Source organism: Flavobacteriales bacterium (genome assembly GCA_021296215.1).
Lineage (GTDB): Bacteria > Bacteroidota > Bacteroidia > Flavobacteriales > ECT2AJA-044 > ECT2AJA-044.
Genome location: JAGWBA010000011.1, coordinates 22,207 through 44,707, shown reverse-complemented (window position 1 = coordinate 44,707; position 22,501 = coordinate 22,207). Strand labels below are relative to the sequence as shown.

Genomic DNA, 22,501 nt, shown 5'->3' with positions numbered 1-22,501 from the left:
AAGAATCTATCTTTAATCAAACCCAATTATTAACTAACAAAACCGCATTGTTGGTCTGAAATATGGGGAGTATTACAATTCGCTTACGTAAGAACTATCCAACTAATCAACTAATCAACCACTCAACCCCTCCCGACATTCGTCTAATAAAGAAAAGGGTGAATAACGTACATTGCATTCACCAAAACACCATTATGCGCTACCTATTAACCTTGCTGGCTGCAGCGGCCTTGTCGTCCTGCGCCACTGTTTTCGGAAGTCGCAACAACACCCTGCGCTTCGATGAAACTATTTCGCCCGATGTCACCGTATACATCGATCAAGTTGAGATCGGATCGCCTACGAACGGAAAACTCAAGATCCCGGCAACCGTCGTGCAACACAGTAGCGTTATCCAGATTCTGGATCCGGACAAAGGCGTCATCCTAACGGACACCCTGGCGCGAAAAGTCTCAACAGCCTACTTCATCCTCGACTTCACGGCCCGGGCTGTGAGTCATTCCGTCGATTTCATGTCGGGCAACATCTACCGACCTCACCCGCGTAATTTCAGCCTGGAACCATGAAAAAGTATTTACCCATTTTGGTTTTCGCCCTCTCGGGCGGATGGGTAACCGGGCAGACTTGGTAGGACCGAGCGGTGTCCGATCCCAACTACGGTAAGTTCAACTTTTTGCAAATCACGGGCCACAGCGGCTCCCACCTGTACACCGGGGAAGGCCTGGAAGGGTTCTTGGACAATGGCTATGCCGGAGTCGAAATTCGATTGGGGTGGGAGTCGTACGGCAAGGAGTGGCGGCAGAGCAATGCCAATTTTCCCGGCTACGGAATAGGCTATTATTCCGGAATCATCGGGGACCCCGAGATCATGGGGAATCCGAACGCGATATATGCTTGGTTTTCACAGCCCCTGACCAATACCGAACGAAAACACGTTTTGCTCTGGGAGGTTGCGGCCGGACTCACATACGACCTTAAGGCCTACGACCCGGAGACCAATCCCTATAACGACGCCATTGGCTCGCGCACAACGGTGTATTTCAACATCAACCTCGCTGGAAAAAGCGAGATCAACCGCGAGATCGATTTGACCTACGGACTCGATTTGACCCATTTCTCGAATGGACGTTCATTTACACCGAACTACGGATTAAATATGGTTGGATTCAATGTCGGTTTTCGATACCATTTCAACCCATTCCAAAAGTTCGTCCAGGCTCAGGATCCCAATATGATACTATCGGCCCGCCCGGAGCGAATATACGGGGGCGCTCGACCCAAGCCTAAGTCGATCGATGTAAACACTTACGTTAGTATTGGAACGGTTCAGACCGAGCGCGATTCGGCCGAAGGATTGCGGTATGCAACCAGCAGTATCGTACTCGATTTTCGCAGGGTGTACAGTCATAAAGGTGCTTGGACAGCCGGGGTGGATTTCTTTTACGGCGGATCCCTTTACGAAAACTCGGATGAGTGGGACATGGGGCAGCCAGCTGTGAAAGGCGACTACCGGAATATCGGTGTGCACCTGGGACATGAGTACAACATCGAGAAATTTGGATTGGTGACGCAATTGGGTCGCTATGTGTACAAGACCATCGACGCTCGGGGCGATGTTTGGGCGCGGGGTGGATTGAATTACAAGTTTACCCCGCGGTTCTTTGCTCAAATTGCACTCAAAACGCAGAATGGAGCCGCCGCCGACTGGATCGAGTGGGGGGTAGGGTACACAATATTTACACACTCGAAGCGATCAACCGCGACGATCTACAATTCGCAATAAGTGATCGACGATCTTGTTGGTCGCCCCGGTTTTGGCGCGAACATATTCCGAAGCTCGCGCTCCGAGGGTGCCCCATTCTTCGGGGTTGGGGATCGCGGCCCAATCGTTTTCTGATTTCATGCTCACGCCGGCTCCGGCTTGCAAGAGCTCTTTAGCTTCGATGAACTTTTCGTGATTCGGACCTATGAAAACTGGTAGTCCCCATGCCGCCGCTTCAAGTGTATTGTGCAACCCTTTCCCGAATCCGCCACCGATCAAAGCAGCATCTCCATAGCGATAGAGTTTGGCGAGCATGCCCATGGTGTCTATAAGTAGTACACGACTCGTCAGGTCGTCCGTGCTCGTGTATCGCTCAGCTTCGGGAAAACGCTTTTCGATGTCGCGTAAGTGATCTTCGTGGATCTCGTGTGGGGCAATGATCAGGGGTCCCTTCCAGTACTGTTGTGCAATGGCTTCTTCCGCGGGCCAAGAGCTTCCGAGCACGAGAACTTTTCCGTCTGGTTTCCAGCGATCGAGTTTTTCGTCTCGCTTGGCCGCTTCAACGATCTGAACGACTCGATCGAAACGCGTATCGCCGGCAACTTCGACCTCTGTTATCTCCAAAGATAAGGCTGCATCGAGGCTAGCGGCATCTTGAACGAATATGCGCTCGAAATGGCTGAGGGCATCGCGAAAAACCTTTCCGTAGGGACGGAAGAAGATTTGATCGCGCCGCAGGCGCGCGCTAATGAGGAAACGCGGAATGCTGCGCTCGTCGAGGGCCGACTGAAGATGTAGCCAATGTTCGTACTTGACGAATACGGCAGCCGAGGGGTTTACCAGTTCGATGAAATCTCGCGCATTCGCGGGTGTATCGAGCGGAAGGTACAGTACGGCGTCGGTGCCGTTGTAATTCTTTCGGACTTCGAAGCCCGAAGGACTGAAGAAGGTGAGCACAATAGGGGTGTTAGGTCGCTTGGCCTGTAGGACCTCGATAACGGGTCGGCCTTGCTCGAACTCGCCAAGTGAGGCGCAATGAAACCAGATCGGCTTATGAATACCTTGAAGTTGTTCTTTGTACCTCTTTCGCCAATTTTCCCGGCCTGCAGTCCAAAGTTGGGCTTTAGGAACCCATCGCGCCGCGAGGCGCAGAGCCAGTCCATAACCCTTTATGCCGACGGTGTACCAGTGTGGGACCCGGAAGCTCATCAATAATAATAGTACTTGGCGTTTCGGTCCGATTTGGGGTAGAGTGCCACGGTGAAACCGATGCGAAAGCCGAGGGACATATCGAGGCGCGATTCTTCGTAGGGCGCGCGCAGGTCCATTTGCCAAGGACGCCGACCTTGTAATAGGCCTTGCGAGAGTTCCACCGCGGCGAACATATTGAAATAGCCGTTGCTCGAGAGGTATTGGTAACCGAGCGATTCGGAGAAGAAAATTCCGCTTGTAAGGCGGTCGTAGTATTTGGCGTAGGTAGGATTGAGTTGCGGGGTAATGTCGCCCGGATTTTCGATCTGGATCTTATGCTGCCAGTAGCCGATGCGGCCCATGGCGTAGAATCCCGAATTAGGGTTAGGGCCGGGGCCACCCAAGAGGTAACCGATGTTTCCGTAGACGCGTAAACCGCGTTGGAAAATTCGGATATCGGCAAAGCGCCCGGTGGCGTCTATTATTTGCCCTTCTGAGGTGGCGATGCTGTCGAGAATGGTCACCTCCTTCACTCCGCCTCCGAACTCGAAACTCGCGCCAACACCAAAAAGGAGGCGTTTGCTTGTTTTGACCGTAAAGTCGAGGGTGAGGGCACTGTGGTCGCTGAATCGATCGTCGAGGTCCCCAAAGGGAAGTTGATAGGCATACGAGAACCGGATCATGGGGATCACCGCGTTAGTGTCGCGTGCGGTCACCTGAGCATTGGCGAAGTTGGCGGCTATGACCTGAACCAAAAGCACGAGCAATATCACCCGTGATAGTTGTTTTGAAATCCTGCCAAGAATCAATTTCTTCCCTACCATTAATTGCTACATTTGCTTGTAAAGGTACTAATTACATGCTATGAGAAAACTTCAGATGGTCGACCTGCCGGCGCAGTACGACTTGATCAAAGAGGAGATCGATGCGGCCATTTTGGATGTCGTGCGCTCCTCAGCTTATATTAACGGTCCCGAGGTAAAATCATTTCAATCGGAGATCGAAGAATATTTAGGTGTAAAACACGCCATACCTTGTGCCAACGGTACGGATGCCCTGCAAATCGCCATTATGGGACTTGGGTTAAAGCCCGGTGACGAGGTGATCACGGCTACATTTACTTATGTGGCGACCGCAGAGGTGATCGCGCTTCTGGGATACACCCCGGTATTGGTGGACGTAAACGAAGATACTTTCCAGATCGATCCCGCTGCTGTTCGAAAGGCCATTACGCCTAAGACCAAGGCGATCGTTCCGGTACATTTATTCGGACAAAGTGCTCCTATGGAAGAGATCATGAAGATCGCCGAGGAGCACAATTTGTATGTGGTTGAGGATAATGCCCAAGCCATTGGAGCGGACTATACTTTTAGCGACGGAACGGTCAGGAAGACCGGTACCATTGGTCATGTTTCAGGGACTTCGTTTTTCCCGTCGAAGAACTTGGGTTGCTACGGTGACGGTGGGTGCATTTTTACCAACGACGATGAGTTGGCCAACAACTTGCGTCAGATCGCGAACCACGGTCAGTCAGTCCGCTACTATCACGACCAAGTTGGGGTGAATTCACGCCTCGATAGTATCCAGGCGGCCATCCTCCGAATTAAACTACGCCATTTGGATCGGTACAACGCAGCGCGCCGTGAGGCGGCCGATTATTACGACGCTGCATTCTCCGATATGCCTCAGATCAAGGTGCCGGCGCGGGCAAATAAATCGACCCACGTTTTCCACCAATATACATTGCAATTGGTCGATGGGGACCGAGACGCCTTAGTGGCTGAGTTGCAGAAGCGCGATGTGCCTGCTATGATCTATTATCCTGTGCCGCTACATATGCAAAAGGCCTATCAAGACGATCGCTACACATCGGGAAGTTTCCCTGTGACCGAGCGATTGTGTGCTCAGGTTTTTAGCTTGCCCATGCACAGTGAGATGACCAAGGAACAACAAGATGTAATCATTAAAGCCGTAAAAACACCATTGTCATGAATATAGCAGTAGTAGGTACCGGGTACGTAGGATTGGTAACCGGTACGTGTTTAGCTGAAACGGGGAATAAAGTTATTTGTGTTGATATCGACGAAGCTAAGGTGGATAAAATGCGTAATGGCGTAGTGCCCATCTACGAACCGCATTTGGATGTATTGTTCGAGCGGAACATCAAAGCGGGCCGATTAAAATTCACGACTGATTTGGCCGAGGCGGTACACCCTGCCGACATCATTTTTCTCGCGCTTCCAACTCCTCCGGGGGAGGATGGCTCAGCCGATTTGAGCTACGTTTTGGGGGTTGCTGATGACTTGGGAAAGATGATCAGAGACTACAAGGTGATCGTAGACAAGAGTACAGTACCGGTAGGAACTGCCGAGAAAGTTACTGCTGCCGTGGCCGCCAATGCTCAGGTTGATTTCGGCGTAGTTTCGAACCCTGAGTTTTTGCGTGAAGGATTTGCGGTGGACGATTTCATGAAGCCAGACCGTATAGTTGTCGGTTGCAGTACTGAGCGTGCTCAGGACCTCATGGAGAGCTTGTACAAGCCCTATGTTCGTCAAGGAAACCCGATCATTTTCATGGGCGAAAAGTCTGCCGAGTTGACCAAGTACGCTGCGAACAGCTTCTTGGCGACCAAGATCACTTTCATGAATGAGATCGCCAATTTCTGCGAACGAGTAGGGGCCGATGTAGACAAGGTCCGAATCGGAATTGGAACGGATACGCGTATCGGTAAGCACTTCTTGTTCCCCGGAATCGGATACGGCGGAAGCTGTTTCCCGAAAGATGTTCAGGCCTTGGCAAAATCGGGCCGTGAGTACGGTTATGATTTTAAAATCCTCGAGAGCGTGATGAGCGTTAACGAGCAGCAGAAAGTGGTCATTGTATCTAAGGTGCTCGATTACTTCGGGGGTAACCTCCAAGGCAAGAAGATCGGAATGTGGGGATTGGCCTTCAAACCCGACACCGACGATATTAGAGAGGCGCCCTCTTTGTACATTATCGATAAGTTGACCGAGGCCGGTACTGAGATCACTGCATTTGACCCTGAGGCCGTGGACAACGTAAAGCGATTGATTGGAGACAAGATCAAGTACACTGATGATCAATACTCAGCGATAGATGGAGCCGATGCTTTGGTGATCTGTACTGAATGGGGGGTGTTTAGAAACCCCGATTTCGATGAAGTCGAAGATAAGATCGGCTCAAAGGTCATTTTTGACGGAAGAAACCTGTACGACCTCGACGAGATGAAAGAGCGTGGATATTTCTACAGCAGTATCGGTCGAGAAGTCGTGCGATAAACTATAAACTATGCCCAGAGTACTGATTACGGGAGCCGCAGGTTTCTTGGGAAGTCATTTATGCGATAGATTCCTTGCCGAAGGTTATCGAGTTGCGGCTATGGATAACTTGATCACCGGTGATTTGCGAATCATCGAGCATTTAATGCATCGCGATGATTTCGAGTTCTACCATCATGACGTGAGTAAATTCGTTCACGTAAGTGGAGATTTGGATTACATTCTTCACTTCGCTTCGCCGGCAAGTCCTATCGACTACTTAAAGATCCCGATCCAAACGTTAAAAATGGGGTCACTGGGTATCTATCATTTACTCGGGCTAGCTAAAGAAAAGAATGCACGGCTGCTCATCGCTTCTACTTCTGAGGTTTACGGTGACCCTTTGGTACACCCGCAACGCGAAGACTATTGGGGGAATGTGAATCCGGTTGGGCCACGTGGAGTGTACGACGAGGCCAAGCGTTTTCAGGAAGCCATTACCATGGCTTACCACACCTTCCACGGCTTAGAAACCCGTATCGTGCGAATCTTCAATACCTATGGACCTCGAATGCGATTGAATGATGGTCGGGTATTGCCCGCATTCATTGGACAAGTGCTCCGAGGAGGAGATTTGACCGTGTTTGGAGATGGCTCACAAACGAGGAGTTTTTGTTATGTAGATGACCTCGTTGAGGGGATCTACCGCTTATTACTCAGCGACTGTTCCGATCCGGTCAATATTGGCAACCCCGATGAGATCACCATATTGGAGTTTGCCGAAGAGATCATAAAGCTCACGGGAACGGACCAAAAGATCGTATTCAAAGATCTTCCGACAGACGACCCCAAAGTTCGTCAACCCGATATCTCCAAGGCTCGAGAGATCCTCGGATGGGAGCCTAAAGTAAGTCGCGAAGAAGGATTGAAGATCACCTATGAATACTTCAAGAGCCTGCCGAAGGAGCGATTGAATGAAACGGCTCACTACAATTTCGATAAGTACATAAAACGCTGACCCATGGGAGCAAAGATCTTGGTTACGGGCGGACTCGGATACATTGGGGCTCATACATGTGTGTCGCTGATAGAAAAGGGGTATGAGCCTTTGGTCATCGACAACTTGAGTGAATCCGACTACGAAGTCAAAGGACGTATCGAAAAGATCACCGGCCGAGAGTTGCTCTTTGAGCCGATCGAGATGTGCAACCTACAGGAGTTGGATGGCGTTTTTCAGAGAAATCCGGACATCTCCGGAGTAATTCATTTTGCCGCTTTCTTGCTGGTGAACGAATCGGTGGATGATCCACTCAAGTATTACGAGAACAACCTGATATCCACCATGAATTTGCTGAAATGCATGGAAAAATACTCGGTTGCTCCAATCGTGTTTAGCTCTAGTTGCACCGTATATGGAAATCCGGATGTTTTGCCGGTTGGCGAGAATGCCCCGGTAAAAGAAGCGGAATCGCCTTACGGAAATACGAAGAAGATAGGTGAAGATATTCTGAAGGACTTCAGCAAGGTTAGTGGAGTGAACGTCATATCCCTCAGGTATTTTAATCCGATCGGTGCTCATGAATCATCGATCATTGGGGAATTCCAAGATGGTGAACCTCACCATTTGGTACCATACATCACGGAAACGGCTGTCGGAAAACGGGCGAAACTTCGAGTATTCGGGGGCGACTATAATACTCGCGACGGATCTTGTGTTCGGGATTATATTCACGTGGTTGATATTGCCGATGCTCATATACTCGCCGTACAGAGATTGATCGACGGCAGGAGTGAAGGAGATTTTGAGGTATTTAACCTCGGTTCAGGAGACGGATTCACGGTGCTCGAGATGATCAACGTATTTGAGTCGTCCACCGGAATCTCCATTGAATATGAATTGGTGGATAGAAGACCTGGAGATGTTGAGGCCGTTTATGCTGATATCTCTAAAGCCCGCAACATACTCGGTTGGGAGCCCAAGCGTTCATTGGAAGAAATGCTCTCTTCCGCATGGAACTTTGAAGAAGCACTTAAAAAACAAGAATAAAATGTCTGAATTCAAACGAACACTACTGGTAACGGGTGGAGCCGGATTCATTGGTTCGCATGTTGTACGTGTGCTGGTGAATAGATATCCGGATACCTTGATCGTCAATCTCGATGCTTTGACCTATGCGGGCAACCTAGAAAACCTGAGCGATGTATACGGGGCGACGAACTACAAGTTTGAGAGGATCGACATAAACGATGTAGCGGCACTGAAAGATCTTTTCGGCCGCTATGACTTCGACGGTGTAATTCACTTGGCTGCCGAGAGTCATGTTGATAGAAGTATCAGCGATCCATTGGCTTTCGTTCGCACGAATGTTATTGGAACCGTAAACCTCTTGAATGAGGCGGTTGATGCCTGGAAAGGAGACTATACAGGAAAACGGTTCTATCATATTTCAACAGATGAGGTGTACGGAACTTTGGGTGACTCCGGACTGTTCTTGGAAACTACTCCATATGATCCAAATTCTCCTTATTCGGCCAGTAAAGCCAGTGGTGATCATTTCGTGCGCGCTTACGGTGAAACTTATGGTTTGCCCTATGTGATAACGAACTGCTCTAACAATTACGGGCCTAATCAATTTCCGGAGAAATTGATCCCTTTATTCATCAACAACATCAAGAACAATAAACCTTTGCCGGTATACGGCGATGGAAAATACACTCGGGACTGGCTGTATGTGATCGACCACGCGCGAGCGATCGACCTCGTTTATCACGAAGGTGTTAATGCTGAAACATATAACATCGGAGGATTCAACGAATGGCAGAACATCGACCTCATTATAGCGCTCATAGAACAGATGGATCGAAAACTCGGTCGCGAGCCGGGCACTTCTGAAGCATTGATCACCTATGTGACGGATCGTCCCGGGCACGACCGTCGATACGCCATCAATGCCAACAAGATCAAGAACGAACTTGGATGGGAACCTTCAGTAACTTTTGAAGAGGGGTTGTCTGAAACCATTGACTGGTACTTGGCTAATGAAGAATGGATGAACCGAGTTACTTCAGGCGCGTACCAAGACTACTACAAAGAGATGTACGCAGAGCGTTAAAGCAGAACGTTGCCCACCGGCTTAATAGGCTCGGGCAAATCGGTTTCACCCAACATCTCCCGCAGGTCGATCTCAATGGTTCGACACAAGCTCGTCATGGGAATATCGAAGGCCAAACCTTCAAACGGGTTCTCAGCATAATCGCCTACGATCTCCATGATCAGGAATACCCAACCTACGATCACGGTGAAGGGAATGGTCATCCATACCATCCAAGTGCCCATTTTATCAAAAGCTTCTACGAGACCTAACGGAAGCAGAAAAATGAATAAAATGGTGAATAACATTGAGGAAGTGGCGTACTGTCGCGGTAAGGGAAAGTTTTTAATGCGCTCATTTTTACCTTGTAGCGTGTAAAACTCCTCGAGCAGTCCAGCGAGTTTCACATACTGGTAATCGGTGATCACCCCATCTTTGCGAAGTTGCGTAATGTCAGCACTTTGATTCGCGATCAACTGAGTGGCCGGATTCTTGGCATTCATGATCGACTTGAGTTCCTCTGGATCCAAGAATGACTGAATCTCCTCTTCCCGTGAGAGATTAAAAAAGTTCTTCGCCAAACTCAATCGATAGGGCTCGTTGTGGGGCTCGTAATGCTCCCAAGTTCTATGTTCGAGAAGTTGCCTACGATGCTTATATAGCCACGCAATTTGGCGATAGATCAACTTGCGGTGCATCTTTTTAAGCTGCTCTTCGCTCCACCCCGCGATTCCGTCCATATCCTGCACGAAATCACGTGCCATGATCCCCCAGGTTCTGCTCGAGTTCACAATGCCTCCCCAAATCTTTCGAGCCTCCCAGGTTCGGTCGTAGGCCGAATTGTTCTTAAAACCCAGGTAAAATGAAACAGCTACACCCACGACCGGAATTACAGCCCACGGTATGCTGACGAACTTAAGGCCGAAAATGCCATATACGATAACCACAGCGGCCGAATAGATCGCCATGAATAGAATACCTCCCCTCGTATACCAGACCAGGTTTCTAAAATCAATGCTGCGTTGAACGAGCATCGTTAAAGGCTAAAAGAAGATACATTCGCCTCTCGATGGATCTTCTTCACCAACCCTTGTAACACTTTTCCCGGTCCAACTTCAATAAAATCCGTAGCTCCACCGGCCACCATGGCCTCTACGCTTTGAGTCCACTTCACCGGTGCCGTCAATTGCGCCACCAAGTTCTTTTGGATCTCACCGGCATCGCTAACCGCGGCCGCCGGAACATTCTGATATACAGGGCAAATAGGATTACTGAACGACGTGTTCTCTATCGCGGCAGCTAACTTTTCACGAGCCGGCTCCATCAATGGCGAGTGAAAAGCGCCCCCCACTGGAAGTATCAATGCTCTTCGTGCACCCGCTTCCTGCATTTTTTTACACGCGGCCTCAACGGCCGGATATGCGCCTGAGATCACCAGTTGACCCGGACAGTTATAGTTGGCCGGTACAACGATTCCGTCGACCTGGCTGCAAAGGTCTTCAACAACAGCGTAGTCCAACCCTAAAATCGCCGTCATGGTAGAAGGCTCCGCTTCGCAAGCTTCCTGCATGGCCAACGCACGCTGAGATACTAATTTCAATCCGTCCTCGAAATTCATTGACTTCGAAGCAACCAGCGCGCTAAATTCCCCGAGGGAATGCCCGGCGGTCATATCCGGAGTAAACGCTGAACCCACGGCTTCAGCCGAGATCACACTATGGAGAAAAATGGCCGGTTGGGTAACTTTTGTTTGCTTTAGCTCTTCGTCGGTCCCACTGAACATGATGTCGGTGATCCGGAATCCTAAAATGTCGTTTGCTTGCTCAAAGCGCTCTTTCAATGCACCACCCCTGTCGTAAAGGTCTTGCCCCATTCCAACGAACTGAGCGCCTTGGCCCGGAAAAACGTATGCTTTCATATCAGTGAGTTTTGGTCATGGTCTCGGGAATAGCGATGATGTAATCGGCTTCACCGAGATGATCTTCTTCTAATTCATCAATTTCTGCTTGTTCCACCGAAGCGATCACAACGATCTTCAAATTCGGGTTCATCTGACGCAAGTACCAGCCAATTCCCTCACCGTACTTGCTGTGAAAAGTTCCATGAAAATGCAAGAAACTGTCGCCCTCTTCTAAATTTTTATTGATGCTCCATGCCATGGTCCAGTCCTTCATTGCCTGAGCGCGTATCATGTCCCAACCGCCGTGACCCATTCCCATTTCAAGCATCTCGCGATAGCTTCTCAAATTAGTGTCGAGTGGCATATCTCCGGCCGGGAAATAAGCTTTAGCCGCAGCGGGGAGCGAATCCAGCGCAGCCATACCATTCAAATAAATGATGTTGGCATAGCGGCGGGGAACGTTCGTCGCGATCAACGGAATGCCATTCTCCTTGGCGTATTCAACTATCGGCTTGTAATCGGTAGAGTAATTGGGCCAAAAATGAGTTTGACCCTTAAAACTGCGCTCCGACATTTGCCCACTCATGTACTCGTCGAGCACCAACTGCTGATCGGTCTCGAACATCTCCATGCCCAATATCAACCGACCCTCTCCCTCGCGATTAACAAAATCAGTCATTTCCCACTGCACCCAGTGGCAGATCGGATTGTTATGCAGCTCACCGAACAGGATCACATCGGCATTCAACAAGTCCTTCTTGAGTTTTTCGTACTTGACCTCTTTACCTTCGGCGTTGAACCAAGCCGATGCTTTAGGCTGCGCCCATACTCCTCCGGTCAAAGCTAAAGCCAATGCTAGCACTAACGCTATCTTCTTACTCCCCATAATACTCCACAAAGTTATTTTCCGTCTCCTCCAATCGCAGCTTGTGCAGTTTCGCACCTAAAGCTTCGATCTCCGGAGCTAGTATGTTCCAGAACTCAATGATAAGGATTTCAGTCGAAGCCATCTTACCTCGCATAAAATCCACGTCCCGGTTCAGGTTCTTGTGATCCACCTGGTCGATCACTTTTTCCTTCATCAATCTACTCAGGTCTATCAAGTTCACTACGAAGCCAGTATCCGGATCCAGCTCTCCTTTGACCGTAGCGATCAAAGCGAAATTATGACCGTGAAAATTCTCATTGGCACATTTCCCAAAGACCGCATCGTTCTGCTCGACAGTCCAATTTGGGTTGTACAATTGATGCGCCGCACTAAATCGCTCCCTTCGCTGAATATATACTAAGGCCATGCCTGCTTAAATTTGGTGCAAAGATACGACACCTGAGGTATTGAATATAGTGAGTTCCTCATTCGTCAAATGAGTACCTTGATACCTTGCAACTAAACCGCTGTACTATGTTTCGCCTCGGTAGCCACCCTCTTAATTTAGCGGTCCGATTCATCCTCGAAATCGCCATGCTACTCGCCCTCGGATTTTGGGGATACCACATTGCCGCCCAAGGCCGGCACTATTGGTGGGCCCTTCTTTTCCCAACACTCGCCATGAGCCTCTGGGCCATTTTCGCCACAAGGAACGATCCCAGTCGCTCCGGAAAGACCTTCGTGCAAACCCCCGGACCCATTCGGTTGGCCCTCGAGTGGACCCTATTCTCTTGTGCCATTTGGGCCTGCTTCGATTTGTCGATCCCTCGACTAGGCGCCGTTTTCCTAGCTGTTACGGTGCTTCACTACATTTTATCCTGGGACCGCATCCTTTGGCTTCTCGGCCAGCGATGAATGTCTGTCCCGGCACGTTTTTTTTGTTTGATTCTGGGCCTCGCGGCCCGATGGGTTTGCGCCGAGTCCAATACAAATCTTCACCTGGCCTCATCGCTTACACGGCCCCTTGAGCCGTTGACGGCAAGTGCTTTTAAGAAACCCTTGCGAAATAAAATATATTTAGGTGCTCAGAATATCATCATGAACATCACGTCCATAGCACGAGCACTCTTGATCCTATTCGGAGCGATCTCCATGTTCCACCTGTTGGCCTGGGCCGGATTCATGCCGATGGATAAACTTTGGGGTGGTCGACTCCAAGACCAGGAACAACTCGTGGTCATGGAAACGGTTTCTATGATTGTTAACCTGATCGCCATGGCCATCGTGGCTCTAAGGGCCGGGTTCATAGGTCACTGGCAAAATTCACTCTACGTTCGCATCGCCCTATGGGTTTTTTGTGGGCTGTTCGCCCTGAATACGGTCGGGAACCTATTGGCTACCTCTCTGTTCGAAAAGATCATGGCCAGCGTTACGCTCTTCTTGGCCTACGATTCTTCCGTATGGCCCGGTTGAAGAATTAGTACAAATGTCCTATTGACCTGAGGCTTTTGCTGTTGCAACTTGCTACCGTAAATCAACAGGTCATGATCAAACCCCTCTATTTCATTGCGCTACTGGCCATTATGGCTTCGGCGTGCAATAAAGACGTCGTCACCGGAAAAGAATTCTTCGAGAATAAATCCGGGGTATACAATGTCGACGCCTTCGTACTAAAGACCGATGATGGCGACAGTACGGTATGTACCGATTGTGGTCGCTTGGTCTTCTTTCAAAATAATGCCAACAGCACTTTAAGCGATACCGTTGAGCACACGCTATGGTCCTTTTCGAGCTCACCGGATTGGGCCGGAATGTTTGGTCCGGCGATTAGTACCTAAAGCAATTGGAATAATGTGATAGCACTCAATGAAAATTTGATCTATATCGACTTCATCAACCCCGATCCCGCTAAACTGTACGATTGGGTAGAACACCGCATTGAGTATCCGGCCGATGGCCGAGAAACATGGAAACGTTACCGCAACGGTGAGCACACGGTCACCATTGAACTCACCGGAAAACCATTCGAATGAAAAAGTTCTTACTCCTTACCGCAACCGCCGCGGTTGCTCTTAGCGCACAGTCGCAGCGGTACTTCACAGGCGGCTATCAATGGGCTACCATGACCCAATCGAACAACAATGTAAATCGAGTCGTGGAAGCCACGAACCTTTACTTTGGCACCGATGAAAAACAAATCGGTTACCTCAGCGACATGTCAGGTATAGTTTGGGGCTTTGGTGCTACCGACGAACATTGGGGTATCGAGATGATCTTCGATTACAAAAAAGCAGGCCTAGGCACCTTGGAGGGCATTGACCCCTGGGGTCAGCCCTTCGAGAATTCGTTCCGAGTCAAGCACAACGGATTTCGCTACATCGTCTTCTACAACATTTGGCGGAGTGAATTGTCGCGCTTTAGCGTAGGCGCCTCCATGGACCTGTACAACTTTAAGCTTTACAACTGGTCAACGGATCAAAACAAATGGCGCAGAGCGAATGAAGGACTGCATATGAATGGGGCAACGACATTTAATGCGCAAGTCGTTTTGGCCCTGGGTGAAGCGGTCGGAATCCGAATCATGCCGTACTACCAGGTGCCCCGGAACGGCTCGGGAGGGGTAGAAGACCTCTGGACCGAAGGTTCAGGAGTTACATTCATAACGGATTTAGTCGCCGGCGAGCTGCGCGATATGAAAATGTGGTCAAATAACTACGGCATTCAAGCGGGGATCGTGATCGGCATGGGTGATTGAGCCCACCGACTTATTCGGAGTGATCGCGTTCCAGGTATGCCACGAGAAGTTCCTCGAGCCGATGAGCTTCGCCATCGCGCCAGGCCCGTTCAATAATCAACCGGTTGGCCGTGAAGATCACGCCTTCCAAAGCCGCTTCAAAATCCGGGTGTTGTTTCAGCGCTTCCCTCATCAATTCCGGATCCGGCGCAGCAGCCCGCCAAAGGGAATCTTTTTCCGGAACTCGGTAATTGACCCATAGCCGGAGCTCGTGGGGCATGACCTCTGAAAGTATTCGCGTCATGCGCTGATGATCAACGCGCTTGATGTGCGTCCAATCATCGAGTCGCTCCATCGTTTGATAGTATTCAAAGATCGCCTTCTTCAAGTCGGGGTCGCGGATCAACGACGTCTTGCCGGCAGATTTCATGTCATCAAAAGTGCTTAGCTAGTATTGATGAAGGATCATGAATCCCATTCGGCCCATGCTCGTTATAAATTTGATCGTATCATTCTGCGAGGAAAGAGGAAAAGTTCCGAATTCGAGCTCTTCAAAAAGTGCCTTTGAACGAATGGCCTCGCGCACATTATTCATTGCCGTAAGGTTGTGGGTCGAATTATTCACCACACCCTCATTGTGTTCCAGATCGAGGTGAATGTCTTCAAGGAGCGCTTCGAGGTATTTCCGCTCCGTATCCCTGTTTTTCCGCCCTTCCTTCCAAGTATTTACTTGCAGGGCGATCAGGATCCCAACCACGACCAAAATGATCTCCCCTACTGCATAAGATAAATAGCGACCTGCCTTACCGTTCTGGAGCGACGTCGACCTCCGTTTGTTGAACACTTTGAACATCGGCTCAGAGGTCGAAATTCCACAGATAAACACCGGTCTTATCTCCGCGAACTTCCTGTTCAACTCTCAGGGCTTCAGGATTATGTCCGTGCGCTGCCGTAACTTCATCCAAAGTCGCATAACGCTGACCATCGACATAAAATGACCCCCGGGTCTCCGCCTGCTGATCGTGATACAAACGATAGGCATCACTCGCCATCATCGGCGCCGACCCGGAAGCATCGGAACTCAGAACGTAATCGAGCCTACCATCGCCGTCCACATCCTTCTGAATGGAGTTCAACTCCAGAATTCGGTTGTACGTTCCGTCGTTCTGCATTTCTTCGATCTGAGCATTGAACGCCGCGATCAAACTCTCGGCTCCCTCCATGTCCTTCCTAACCGCAAAATGAAGGGGTTTATGTAAAAGCACGTTTTCGCCTACGGCGAGATTATCAACCATCTGCTCGGCTTGCCGCTGCATCACGTAGTTCACCAATAGCGCATCGACGAGCATGTAGTCCGCTTCACCGTTCAAAACACGGATCAAACAAGCTTGTTGATCGGCACCTTCAATCAGTATAACGCCCGATTCGTCCATGTTTCCATAAGCGTAGCCTTGAACCACGGCAATGCGTTTTCCCCGGAGGTCTACAAGCGATCGGGCACTGACATCCGCGCCTTTTGCTCCGACCAAGATCACTTGATTTTCGAGGTAAGGTTCTGAATACAGTAAATGCTGCGCTCGGTCCGATGAGAACCACAAGGCCGGGCTTCCCATGGCATCTCCACTGCGCAAGGATGCTAAAACGTCATCGAACGGAAGAATCGTGGTGGTTGCTTGAACATCGGCCCGACTTAGGGCCTCATATACCAGGCTCTGGGCAAAAGCTATTTGGTTGGGCTCGTTGGTGAATGGCGGCCAATAGTCCGCCACCAATTTCAGGTTGGCTTCTTGGGCTATGGTCAGGCTTGAAAAAGTGATGAAAAAAATCACTAAAAATGTGCGCATGGGATGCTAACTTTGGGGGACGTTAAGATAGAATATTATGAAGATTCTGCTGGTCAGCGCGACCTCCCTTGAAATTAAATCCCTCATTCAATCCCTGGGCGAAGGGGAGCGGTTGAATTCGAAAGCCGTGCGATACCATCACCGTGGACACAAGATCGATGTACTTACAACCGGAGTGGGCATGATGGCCACGGCGTTTTGGCTGGGCGATGCCTTTGCCCGTGCTCATTACGACATCGCCATCAATGCGGGAGTTTGTGGGGCCTTTGATCGATCGTTAGACGTGGCTCAGGTAGTTCAGGTGACACGAGATGAGTTCCCGGAAATGGGGGCCGAGGACGGGGAGAATTTCTTGAGTTTGATCGATCTAGACTTGCTGGAAGACGACGATTTCCCTTTCAGCAGCGGAGTCATAGAGCATCCGGAGCCAATGACCGACGGTCCATTGGCTAAACTGACCCAAGTTCGGGCGGTTACCGTGAATAAAGTGCATGGGAATGAGGTCACCATTGAAGAGACCGAACGCCGTGTTCAGCCTCAGGTCGAGAGTATGGAAGGCGCTGCCTTCATGTACGCCTGTCGCGTGGGCCGATTGAACTTTACGCAAATTAGGTCCGTTAGCAATTACGTCGAACGACGCAACCGCGATAACTGGGAGTTGAAACGGGCCGTCGAAGCGCTCAATGATACCCTGATCGCGTATTTGAACCAATTATGACGACCTATACCCTGGGCTTTTCGCCTTGTCCTAACGATACCTTTATTTTCGATGCGCTGGTTCATGGAAAAATCGATACCGGAGATATGAGGTTCGAACCCGTTTTACTCGATGTCGAGGAGTTGAACCAACGAGCCGCGGAGGGGGATCTGGATATTACAAAACTGAGTTTCAACGCCCTGATGCATTTGACCGATAAATACCGACTGCTCAACAGCGGCACCGCTTTGGGCCGGGGCGTTGGTCCTTTGTTGATCGCTCGAAAGGAGACCGAAGGGCTGGACCCGCAAAAGGCACGGATCGCGATACCTGGCGTACGCACAACGGCTAATTTTCTCATGGGCTTTGCCTATCCTGAGGCGAAGAATAAAGTGCCGATGTTGTTTAGTGATATCGAAGACGCGGTGTTGAACGGCGAGGTGGACATGGGGGTCATCATTCACGAAAATCGTTTCACTTACGCGGAAAAGGGTCTGGCCAAGGTGCGTGATCTCGGTGAGTTCTGGGAAGCAGAGACGCGCCACGCCATACCCTTGGGTGGCATTGCCGTGAACTCCCGCATCGAGCCGCAGGCTCAGAAGGAAATAGAAGAAATGCTGCGCTTATCCGTTGAATTCGCTCGGAATAACCCCGAACAAACCGAGGAGTACGTGCGGTGTCATGCGCAGAAGATGGAGCGCGAGGTGATGTATCGGCACATCGACTTGTACGTCAACGATTATACCGTAACTTTGGGCGAGAATGGGCGTGCGGCCGTGGATTTCATGCGGGCCGAAATGCTGCGGCAAGGACTCATCGATTCAGCCGACACGCCGCTATACGTGAGCGCATGATCGTCGTAACCGGCGCGGCCGGATTCATCCCGAGTGTTTTAGTAGGAAAATTGAACCGCGAAGGGTTCAAGAATATCGTGTTGGTCGATGATTTCGATAGAGCCGATAAGAAGTCCAATTGGACCGAGAAAGAGTATATGGAAACCGTTCATCGCGATGAGTTTCCGGAATGGCTTCGGGCGAATCATCGGCTCGTTGAGTTCGTGTTTCACCTCGGGGCGCGGACCGATACTACGGAGTTCGATGTGGCGCTTTTTGATCGCCTAAACCTCAATTACACCAAGGAAATTTGGAACAATTGCGTGGAGTTTGGATTGCCCTTGATCTACGCGTCGAGTGCGGCGACCTATGGGTTGGGGGATTTTGGTTACAAGGATGACCACGACATCGTGGACCGCCTGAAGCCGCTGAACCCCTATGGCGATTCAAAGAACGACTTCGATAAGTGGGCACTAGCGGAAAAGCGCAAACCGTATTTCTGGGCGGGTATTAAATTCTTCAATGTTTATGGTCCAAACGAATACCACAAAGGCCGAATGGCGAGTGTGGTTTTTCACACCTTTAATCAGGTGCAGTCTACGGGTGGAATGAAACTGTTTAGAAGTCACAATCCCGAGTTTAAGGATGGCGAGCAACTGCGCGATTTCATTTATGTGGAGGATGCCGTTGACGTTTTGTACTGGCTCATGCATCATCGGAAAAAGGAGAGCAGCGGATTGTACAACTTAGGAACGGGTCAGGCCAGAAGTTTCATCGATTTGGCTACGGCGACGTTTAAAGGTATGGGGCTCGAACCCAATATTTCGTTCATCGATACCCCGGAAGATATCCGCGATAAGTATCAGTATTTCACTGAAGCCGATATGTCAAAATTGCGCAATGCCGGTTACGACAGGCCCTTTACGAGTTTGGAGAATGGGGTAGAGCAGTATGTTAAGGGTTACCTCTTGGAGGGGAAACGATACTGAGTTCATAGTTCTGAGTGTTAAGTTCATTCTATTGTTCAGTGGATTATCACTATGGACAGAGTTCGGGTAACCAAGAACTAAACAGTAAGAACTAAGAACGGGTAAAAGTGCGTTGCACTTTTACCATGATCCGCTGGCTCCGCCGCCGCCAAATCCACCGCCACCAAAGCCGCCGAAACCTCCTCCTCCGAAACCGCCTCCACCGCCAAAGCCGCCTCCGCCGCCCCAGCTGGAGCGACCCGAGTGACTTAGTAAAAACGCCGTTAACAGGGCATCCGTTGCGACCGATCTTCTACGGCCACCTCCGCGTCCGCCACCTCTTCCACCGCGCGAGGCCATCACGAAAACGAATACGATGATCAATACGATCACGAATATGACTCCTGCCGGAACCTTTTGCTCGCCTTTCGGCTTTTCCAGTTGTGAAGCATCGAATTGACCGTTCACCAATCCGATGAGCACATCGGTACCTGCGTCCAGCCCGGCGTAATAGTGGCCATTGCGAAACTCCGGCACCATGTATTGATCGATGATCCGACGACTTAATGCGTCGGTAACGAATTCCTCAACGCCATATCCGGTCGAGATATTCACACGGCGATCGTCCCTCGCTATGAGAATGGAAATACCATTGTCTTCCTTCGCTTGACCAATGCCCCAAAGGTGACTCGGCTTGATATTGTATTCGGCCACGTCATATCCACCAAGGCTACCAATGGTAATGACCGCGATCTGAACGCTCGTGGTGTCGTTCATCGCCACCAACTTGCGCTCCAAGGCCTGCTCTTCGCGCTCGTTGAGAAGCTCGGCAAAATCATGTACAATTCGCCCTTTTTTCGGTTGTGGAAAATCTTGGCCTACGGCCGGATGCGTTACTGAGACGGCCAATAAAAGAATGAGATGCTTGGCTTTCATCACGACGTTGAGATTTCGTCCGGCAATTCGTTTTCGTCGTCGTCTTGGTACGGGAAATGGTGCAGGAGCTCGGTTCCAACACTCATGATCCCGGCTACTAATCCGTCCGCAAATCGCCCCACTCTGAAGAGGGTTTGCATGGCGTCCTTCGTCGACTCCCAGAAATCATCAGGGGTTACCGCATCAATTCCCTCATCGCCAATGATGGCAAAGCGATGGTCGTCTGTGGCAACATAGATCAACACCCCATTGCGTTGGGCGGTTTCGTGCATACCCAGTTTTCCAAAGATTTCGGTCGCCCGTGCATAGGGCTCATCTTCGTGATGTCGTTCGATATGTACGCGGATTTCACCCGAAGTCTTGAGCTCTGCTTGCTTTATAGCCGCAATGACCTGCTCTTGTTCGTCGGTGGTTAAGAATTGATCGACAGGTTTCGCCATTACTCAAAACTCACTTCCGGCGCGTCTTCGCTTCCTGCCTTCGCACTGAACGAGTCTTTCCGTGGGAATTCATCGGGGGCTCCCAACCAACCTAGGTACAGGCGCTTCCAAAATCCGCGAATAAAAGTATTATAGCGCGCCACGGCTTCATTATACCGACTCCTGGCTACATTGATGCGATTTTCGGTCCCTTCCAATTGTGACTGGAGCTCGGCAAAGTTTTGAGTACTTCGGATTTCCGGGTATCGCTCAAAGGCCAGATTGATGGCCGTGTTGATCTTTCGACCCATGAGTTCCATTTCCTCAGGAGTGGTGGCTTCCGTAATGCCTGCGCGAGCCTGCGTCACCTGCACTAAGATCTCTTTTTCGTTCTCGGCAGCTCCCTGAACGGTTGCCACTAAATTAGGGATCAAGTCGGCACGTCTCTGATAGCTGCTTTGCACATCGCCCCAAGCTTGATCAACATATTCTTGATACCCCACGGCCTTGTCGTACGTGCCTGTCGCGATATTGAACATACTAAAGCCGATGAGCAAAATAGCTCCAACGACCACTAAGAGAATGAGTGTTCCCCTTTTCATAATTGTCTTTTGATTTCCATTAATGTGTTTCTGATCTCCTTCAAACGCGCAACTACGTCGGCGGTATTCACCGAGTCCGATTTGTTTTCGCGTAGCTTTTTCTTTGCCCCGTCAATGGTGAACCCCCTTTCTTTCAAAAGGTGGTAGATCACCTTGAGGTTTTCAACGTCTTTTGTAGTAAATAAACGATTGCCCTTTTTGTTCTTCTTAGGCTTTAAAATGTCGAACTCTTTCTCCCAATAACGTATCATCGACGTGTTTACATCGAACATCTTGGCAACTTCGCCGATCGAGTAATACAGTTTCTTGGATGTAGCGGGGTCAGACATTCAATCTTCGATAGGGGAATCGAAGATAGCAAATTATCAGTCGAGTGACTGCGTTGGGCGCTGAGACAACTCGATCATGATCTCGTATTCCTCCGGAGTAAGGTCGTTGAAATAGAAATTCACCGGATTTACTGGCTTGCCATTCTTGTGCACCTCATAGTGCAAGTGAGGTCCGACCGACTTTCCGGTGTTTCCTACATAACCTATGATTTCGCCGCGAGTTACTTTTTGTCCAGGACGCACCAACATTTTGCTCATGTGACCGTACAGGGTCAGGTAACCATATCCGTGATCGATACGAACGTGATTTCCGTACCCACTACTGCGGCGATCGGCTCGTGTTACCACCCCGTCACCGGTAGCGTAGATAGGTGTACCCGTATTCGCACTAAAGTCCATACCGGCGTGGAACTTTCGGGTCTTGTAGATCGGGTCGATCCGGTAACCGTACCCACTGGCCATACGCTTAAGATCCTTGTTCGCCACGGGCTGAACCGCCGGAATGGACGCCAACATATCTTCTTTGCGCTTCGCTTTTTCGATGACCTCGTCAAACGACTTGCTCTGGATCACGACCTGTTTGCTCAACTGATCGAGCTTCTTGGTAGTCTCCACAACGAGCTTGGAATTCTGATACCCTTCCAATTTCTTGTAGCGGTTTACCCCTCCAAACCCGGATTTCCGAATACTCGCGGGAATGGGGTCGGTCTCGAAAATTACTCGGTAAATATGATCATCGCGCTCCTGTATGTCGTTCATGACCACCTGAATCTGATCCATGCGGTCATTCAACATCTCATACTGAAACGTCATTTGCTCCAATTCGCGCTTCAATCGCTTCTCTTTTGGAGAGTCGAAGAAAGTGAACAATACGAACAACATCAGCACTGCAAAGAGCGCGCTGGCCGAAAGAAACAGCAAAACCGAGCGCACCGTGTCCTTCGGGCTCTTCTCGATCTTTTTGTAACTCAGCGTTTCGCTGTCGTAGTAATATCTGACATTCGCCATAATGATTGCGGATTCCTTAAATTTGGACCACTTTTGACCA

Annotated in this window: 29 protein-coding genes; 15 read left to right on the top strand and 14 right to left on the bottom strand. The window is 50.0% G+C overall.

Annotation, left to right across the window (positions count from 1 at the left end; genetic code table 11):
• Positions 1–194 precede the first annotated feature (194 nt).
• Complete coding sequence (locus J4F31_03460) at positions 195–566, top strand: hypothetical protein (protein ID MCE2495628.1); 372 nt, start codon at positions 195–197, stop codon at positions 564–566.
• Between the two features lie 74 nt (positions 567–640).
• A complete protein-coding gene (locus J4F31_03455; protein MCE2495627.1) occupies positions 641–1,783 on the top strand; it encodes an acyloxyacyl hydrolase in 1,143 nt (380 codons plus the stop codon).
• Here J4F31_03455 and J4F31_03450 read toward each other — a convergent pair.
• Together J4F31_03450 and J4F31_03445 are read right to left on the bottom strand one after the other, a co-directional pair.
• Entirely contained in the window at positions 1,754–2,971 is a 1,218-nt protein-coding gene (locus tag J4F31_03450; protein ID MCE2495626.1) for a 3-deoxy-D-manno-octulosonic acid transferase, read from the bottom strand. The two genes, J4F31_03455 and J4F31_03450, sit on opposite strands and share 30 nt — an antisense overlap.
• Positions 2,971–3,726 carry a hypothetical protein gene (locus J4F31_03445; GenBank protein ID MCE2495625.1) on the bottom strand — a complete coding sequence of 252 codons (756 nt, stop codon included), beginning with the start codon at positions 3,724–3,726 and terminating at the stop codon, positions 2,971–2,973. Before J4F31_03445 ends, J4F31_03450 begins: the two co-directional genes overlap by 1 nt.
• A 91-nt stretch (positions 3,727–3,817) precedes the next feature.
• Between J4F31_03445 and J4F31_03440 the strand changes: the two genes are divergently transcribed.
• From J4F31_03440 to rfbB, 5 genes are read left to right on the top strand one after another with little or no spacing between them, the layout of a single operon-like run.
• Positions 3,818–4,945: a DegT/DnrJ/EryC1/StrS family aminotransferase gene (locus tag J4F31_03440; GenBank protein ID MCE2495624.1), complete on the top strand. Its 1,128-nt coding sequence runs from the start codon at positions 3,818–3,820 to the stop codon at positions 4,943–4,945.
• Positions 4,942–6,252: a UDP-glucose/GDP-mannose dehydrogenase family protein gene (locus J4F31_03435; protein ID MCE2495623.1), complete on the top strand. Its 1,311-nt coding sequence runs from the start codon at positions 4,942–4,944 to the stop codon at positions 6,250–6,252. The genes J4F31_03440 and J4F31_03435 overlap by 4 nt, the downstream gene beginning before the upstream one ends.
• 10 nt (positions 6,253–6,262) lie before the next feature.
• A complete protein-coding gene (locus J4F31_03430; GenBank protein ID MCE2495622.1) occupies positions 6,263–7,249 on the top strand; it encodes an SDR family oxidoreductase in 987 nt (328 codons plus the stop codon).
• A 3-nt stretch (positions 7,250–7,252) separates the two neighbouring features.
• Positions 7,253–8,278: a UDP-glucose 4-epimerase GalE gene (gene galE, locus J4F31_03425; GenBank protein MCE2495621.1), complete on the top strand. Its 1,026-nt coding sequence runs from the start codon at positions 7,253–7,255 to the stop codon at positions 8,276–8,278.
• Between the two features lies 1 nt (position 8,279).
• Positions 8,280–9,344: a dTDP-glucose 4,6-dehydratase gene (gene rfbB, locus J4F31_03420; GenBank protein ID MCE2495620.1), complete on the top strand. Its 1,065-nt coding sequence runs from the start codon at positions 8,280–8,282 to the stop codon at positions 9,342–9,344.
• On the opposite strand, the gene J4F31_03415 is transcribed toward rfbB, so the two are convergent.
• From J4F31_03415 to J4F31_03400, 4 genes are read right to left on the bottom strand one after another with little or no spacing between them, the layout of a single operon-like run.
• Entirely contained in the window at positions 9,341–10,357 is a 1,017-nt protein-coding gene (locus tag J4F31_03415; protein ID MCE2495619.1) for a multidrug transporter, read from the bottom strand. The two genes, rfbB and J4F31_03415, sit on opposite strands and share 4 nt — an antisense overlap.
• 2 nt (positions 10,358–10,359) lie before the next feature.
• Entirely contained in the window at positions 10,360–11,241 is an 882-nt protein-coding gene (gene fabD / locus J4F31_03410) for an ACP S-malonyltransferase (protein MCE2495618.1), read from the bottom strand.
• 1 nt (position 11,242) lies between these two features.
• A complete protein-coding gene (locus J4F31_03405) occupies positions 11,243–12,109 on the bottom strand; it encodes a ChaN family lipoprotein (protein MCE2495617.1) in 867 nt (288 codons plus the stop codon).
• On the bottom strand, positions 12,099–12,518 hold the full coding sequence (locus J4F31_03400) for a 6-carboxytetrahydropterin synthase (GenBank protein ID MCE2495616.1): 420 nt from the start codon (positions 12,516–12,518) through the stop codon (positions 12,099–12,101). The genes J4F31_03405 and J4F31_03400 overlap by 11 nt, the downstream gene beginning before the upstream one ends.
• Before the next feature lie 107 nt (positions 12,519–12,625).
• On the opposite strand from J4F31_03400, the gene J4F31_03395 reads away from it, so the two are divergent.
• The 5 genes from J4F31_03395 (at position 12,626) to J4F31_03375 (ending at position 14,846) form a co-directional block, all read left to right on the top strand.
• Positions 12,626–13,006: a YrdB family protein gene (locus J4F31_03395; protein ID MCE2495615.1), complete on the top strand. Its 381-nt coding sequence runs from the start codon at positions 12,626–12,628 to the stop codon at positions 13,004–13,006.
• A gap of 144 nt (positions 13,007–13,150) precedes the next feature.
• Entirely contained in the window at positions 13,151–13,564 is a 414-nt protein-coding gene (locus J4F31_03390) for a hypothetical protein (GenBank protein MCE2495614.1), read from the top strand.
• Positions 13,565–13,635: 71 nt separating this feature from the next.
• A complete protein-coding gene (locus J4F31_03385; protein ID MCE2495613.1) occupies positions 13,636–13,929 on the top strand; it encodes a hypothetical protein in 294 nt (97 codons plus the stop codon).
• Between the two features lie 15 nt (positions 13,930–13,944).
• Entirely contained in the window at positions 13,945–14,124 is a 180-nt protein-coding gene (locus J4F31_03380; GenBank protein MCE2495612.1) for a hypothetical protein, read from the top strand.
• Complete coding sequence (locus J4F31_03375; protein MCE2495611.1) at positions 14,121–14,846, top strand: hypothetical protein; 726 nt, start codon at positions 14,121–14,123, stop codon at positions 14,844–14,846. The genes J4F31_03380 and J4F31_03375 overlap by 4 nt, the downstream gene beginning before the upstream one ends.
• A 10-nt stretch (positions 14,847–14,856) precedes the next feature.
• On the opposite strand, the gene J4F31_03370 is transcribed toward J4F31_03375, so the two are convergent.
• From J4F31_03370 to J4F31_03360, 3 genes are read right to left on the bottom strand one after another with little or no spacing between them, the layout of a single operon-like run.
• Positions 14,857–15,255 (bottom strand): hypothetical protein, encoded by a 399-nt coding sequence (locus J4F31_03370; GenBank protein ID MCE2495610.1) that lies wholly within the window; start codon positions 15,253–15,255, stop codon positions 14,857–14,859.
• 18 nt (positions 15,256–15,273) lie between these two features.
• Positions 15,274–15,678, bottom strand: coding sequence for a hypothetical protein (locus J4F31_03365; GenBank protein MCE2495609.1), 405 nt, complete (start codon positions 15,676–15,678; stop codon positions 15,274–15,276).
• A 4-nt stretch (positions 15,679–15,682) separates the two neighbouring features.
• Entirely contained in the window at positions 15,683–16,669 is a 987-nt protein-coding gene (locus tag J4F31_03360; protein ID MCE2495608.1) for an amino acid ABC transporter substrate-binding protein, read from the bottom strand.
• A 37-nt stretch (positions 16,670–16,706) separates the two neighbouring features.
• Between J4F31_03360 and mqnB the strand changes: the two genes are divergently transcribed.
• The 3 genes from mqnB to rfaD are packed head-to-tail and all read left to right on the top strand — an operon-like array spanning position 16,707 to position 19,188.
• Positions 16,707–17,387, top strand: a complete 681-nt coding sequence (mqnB, locus tag J4F31_03355) for a futalosine hydrolase (protein MCE2495607.1) — start codon at positions 16,707–16,709, stop codon at positions 17,385–17,387.
• Positions 17,384–18,220 carry a 1,4-dihydroxy-6-naphthoate synthase gene (locus J4F31_03350; GenBank protein MCE2495606.1) on the top strand — a complete coding sequence of 279 codons (837 nt, stop codon included), beginning with the start codon at positions 17,384–17,386 and terminating at the stop codon, positions 18,218–18,220. The genes mqnB and J4F31_03350 overlap by 4 nt, the downstream gene beginning before the upstream one ends.
• Positions 18,217–19,188: an ADP-glyceromanno-heptose 6-epimerase gene (gene rfaD / locus J4F31_03345; protein MCE2495605.1), complete on the top strand. Its 972-nt coding sequence runs from the start codon at positions 18,217–18,219 to the stop codon at positions 19,186–19,188. The genes J4F31_03350 and rfaD overlap by 4 nt, the downstream gene beginning before the upstream one ends.
• 120 nt (positions 19,189–19,308) lie before the next feature.
• Here the strand turns inward: rfaD and J4F31_03340 are convergent, their stop codons facing one another.
• From J4F31_03340 to J4F31_03320, 5 genes are read right to left on the bottom strand one after another with little or no spacing between them, the layout of a single operon-like run.
• On the bottom strand, positions 19,309–20,103 hold the full coding sequence (locus tag J4F31_03340) for a TPM domain-containing protein (GenBank protein MCE2495604.1): 795 nt from the start codon (positions 20,101–20,103) through the stop codon (positions 19,309–19,311).
• Complete coding sequence (locus J4F31_03335; protein ID MCE2495603.1) at positions 20,103–20,543, bottom strand: TPM domain-containing protein; 441 nt, start codon at positions 20,541–20,543, stop codon at positions 20,103–20,105. The genes J4F31_03340 and J4F31_03335 overlap by 1 nt, the downstream gene beginning before the upstream one ends.
• The gene (locus J4F31_03330; GenBank protein MCE2495602.1) at positions 20,543–21,124 is read right to left on the bottom strand and encodes a LemA family protein; all 582 of its coding nucleotides are present in this window, start codon (positions 21,122–21,124) and stop codon (positions 20,543–20,545) included. Before J4F31_03330 ends, J4F31_03335 begins: the two co-directional genes overlap by 1 nt.
• Positions 21,121–21,453 carry a MerR family transcriptional regulator gene (locus J4F31_03325; GenBank protein ID MCE2495601.1) on the bottom strand — a complete coding sequence of 111 codons (333 nt, stop codon included), beginning with the start codon at positions 21,451–21,453 and terminating at the stop codon, positions 21,121–21,123. Before J4F31_03325 ends, J4F31_03330 begins: the two co-directional genes overlap by 4 nt.
• Positions 21,454–21,489: 36 nt before the next feature.
• Positions 21,490–22,461, bottom strand: a complete 972-nt coding sequence (locus J4F31_03320) for a M23 family metallopeptidase (protein ID MCE2495600.1) — start codon at positions 22,459–22,461, stop codon at positions 21,490–21,492.
• Between the last annotated feature and the right edge of the window lie 40 nt (positions 22,462–22,501).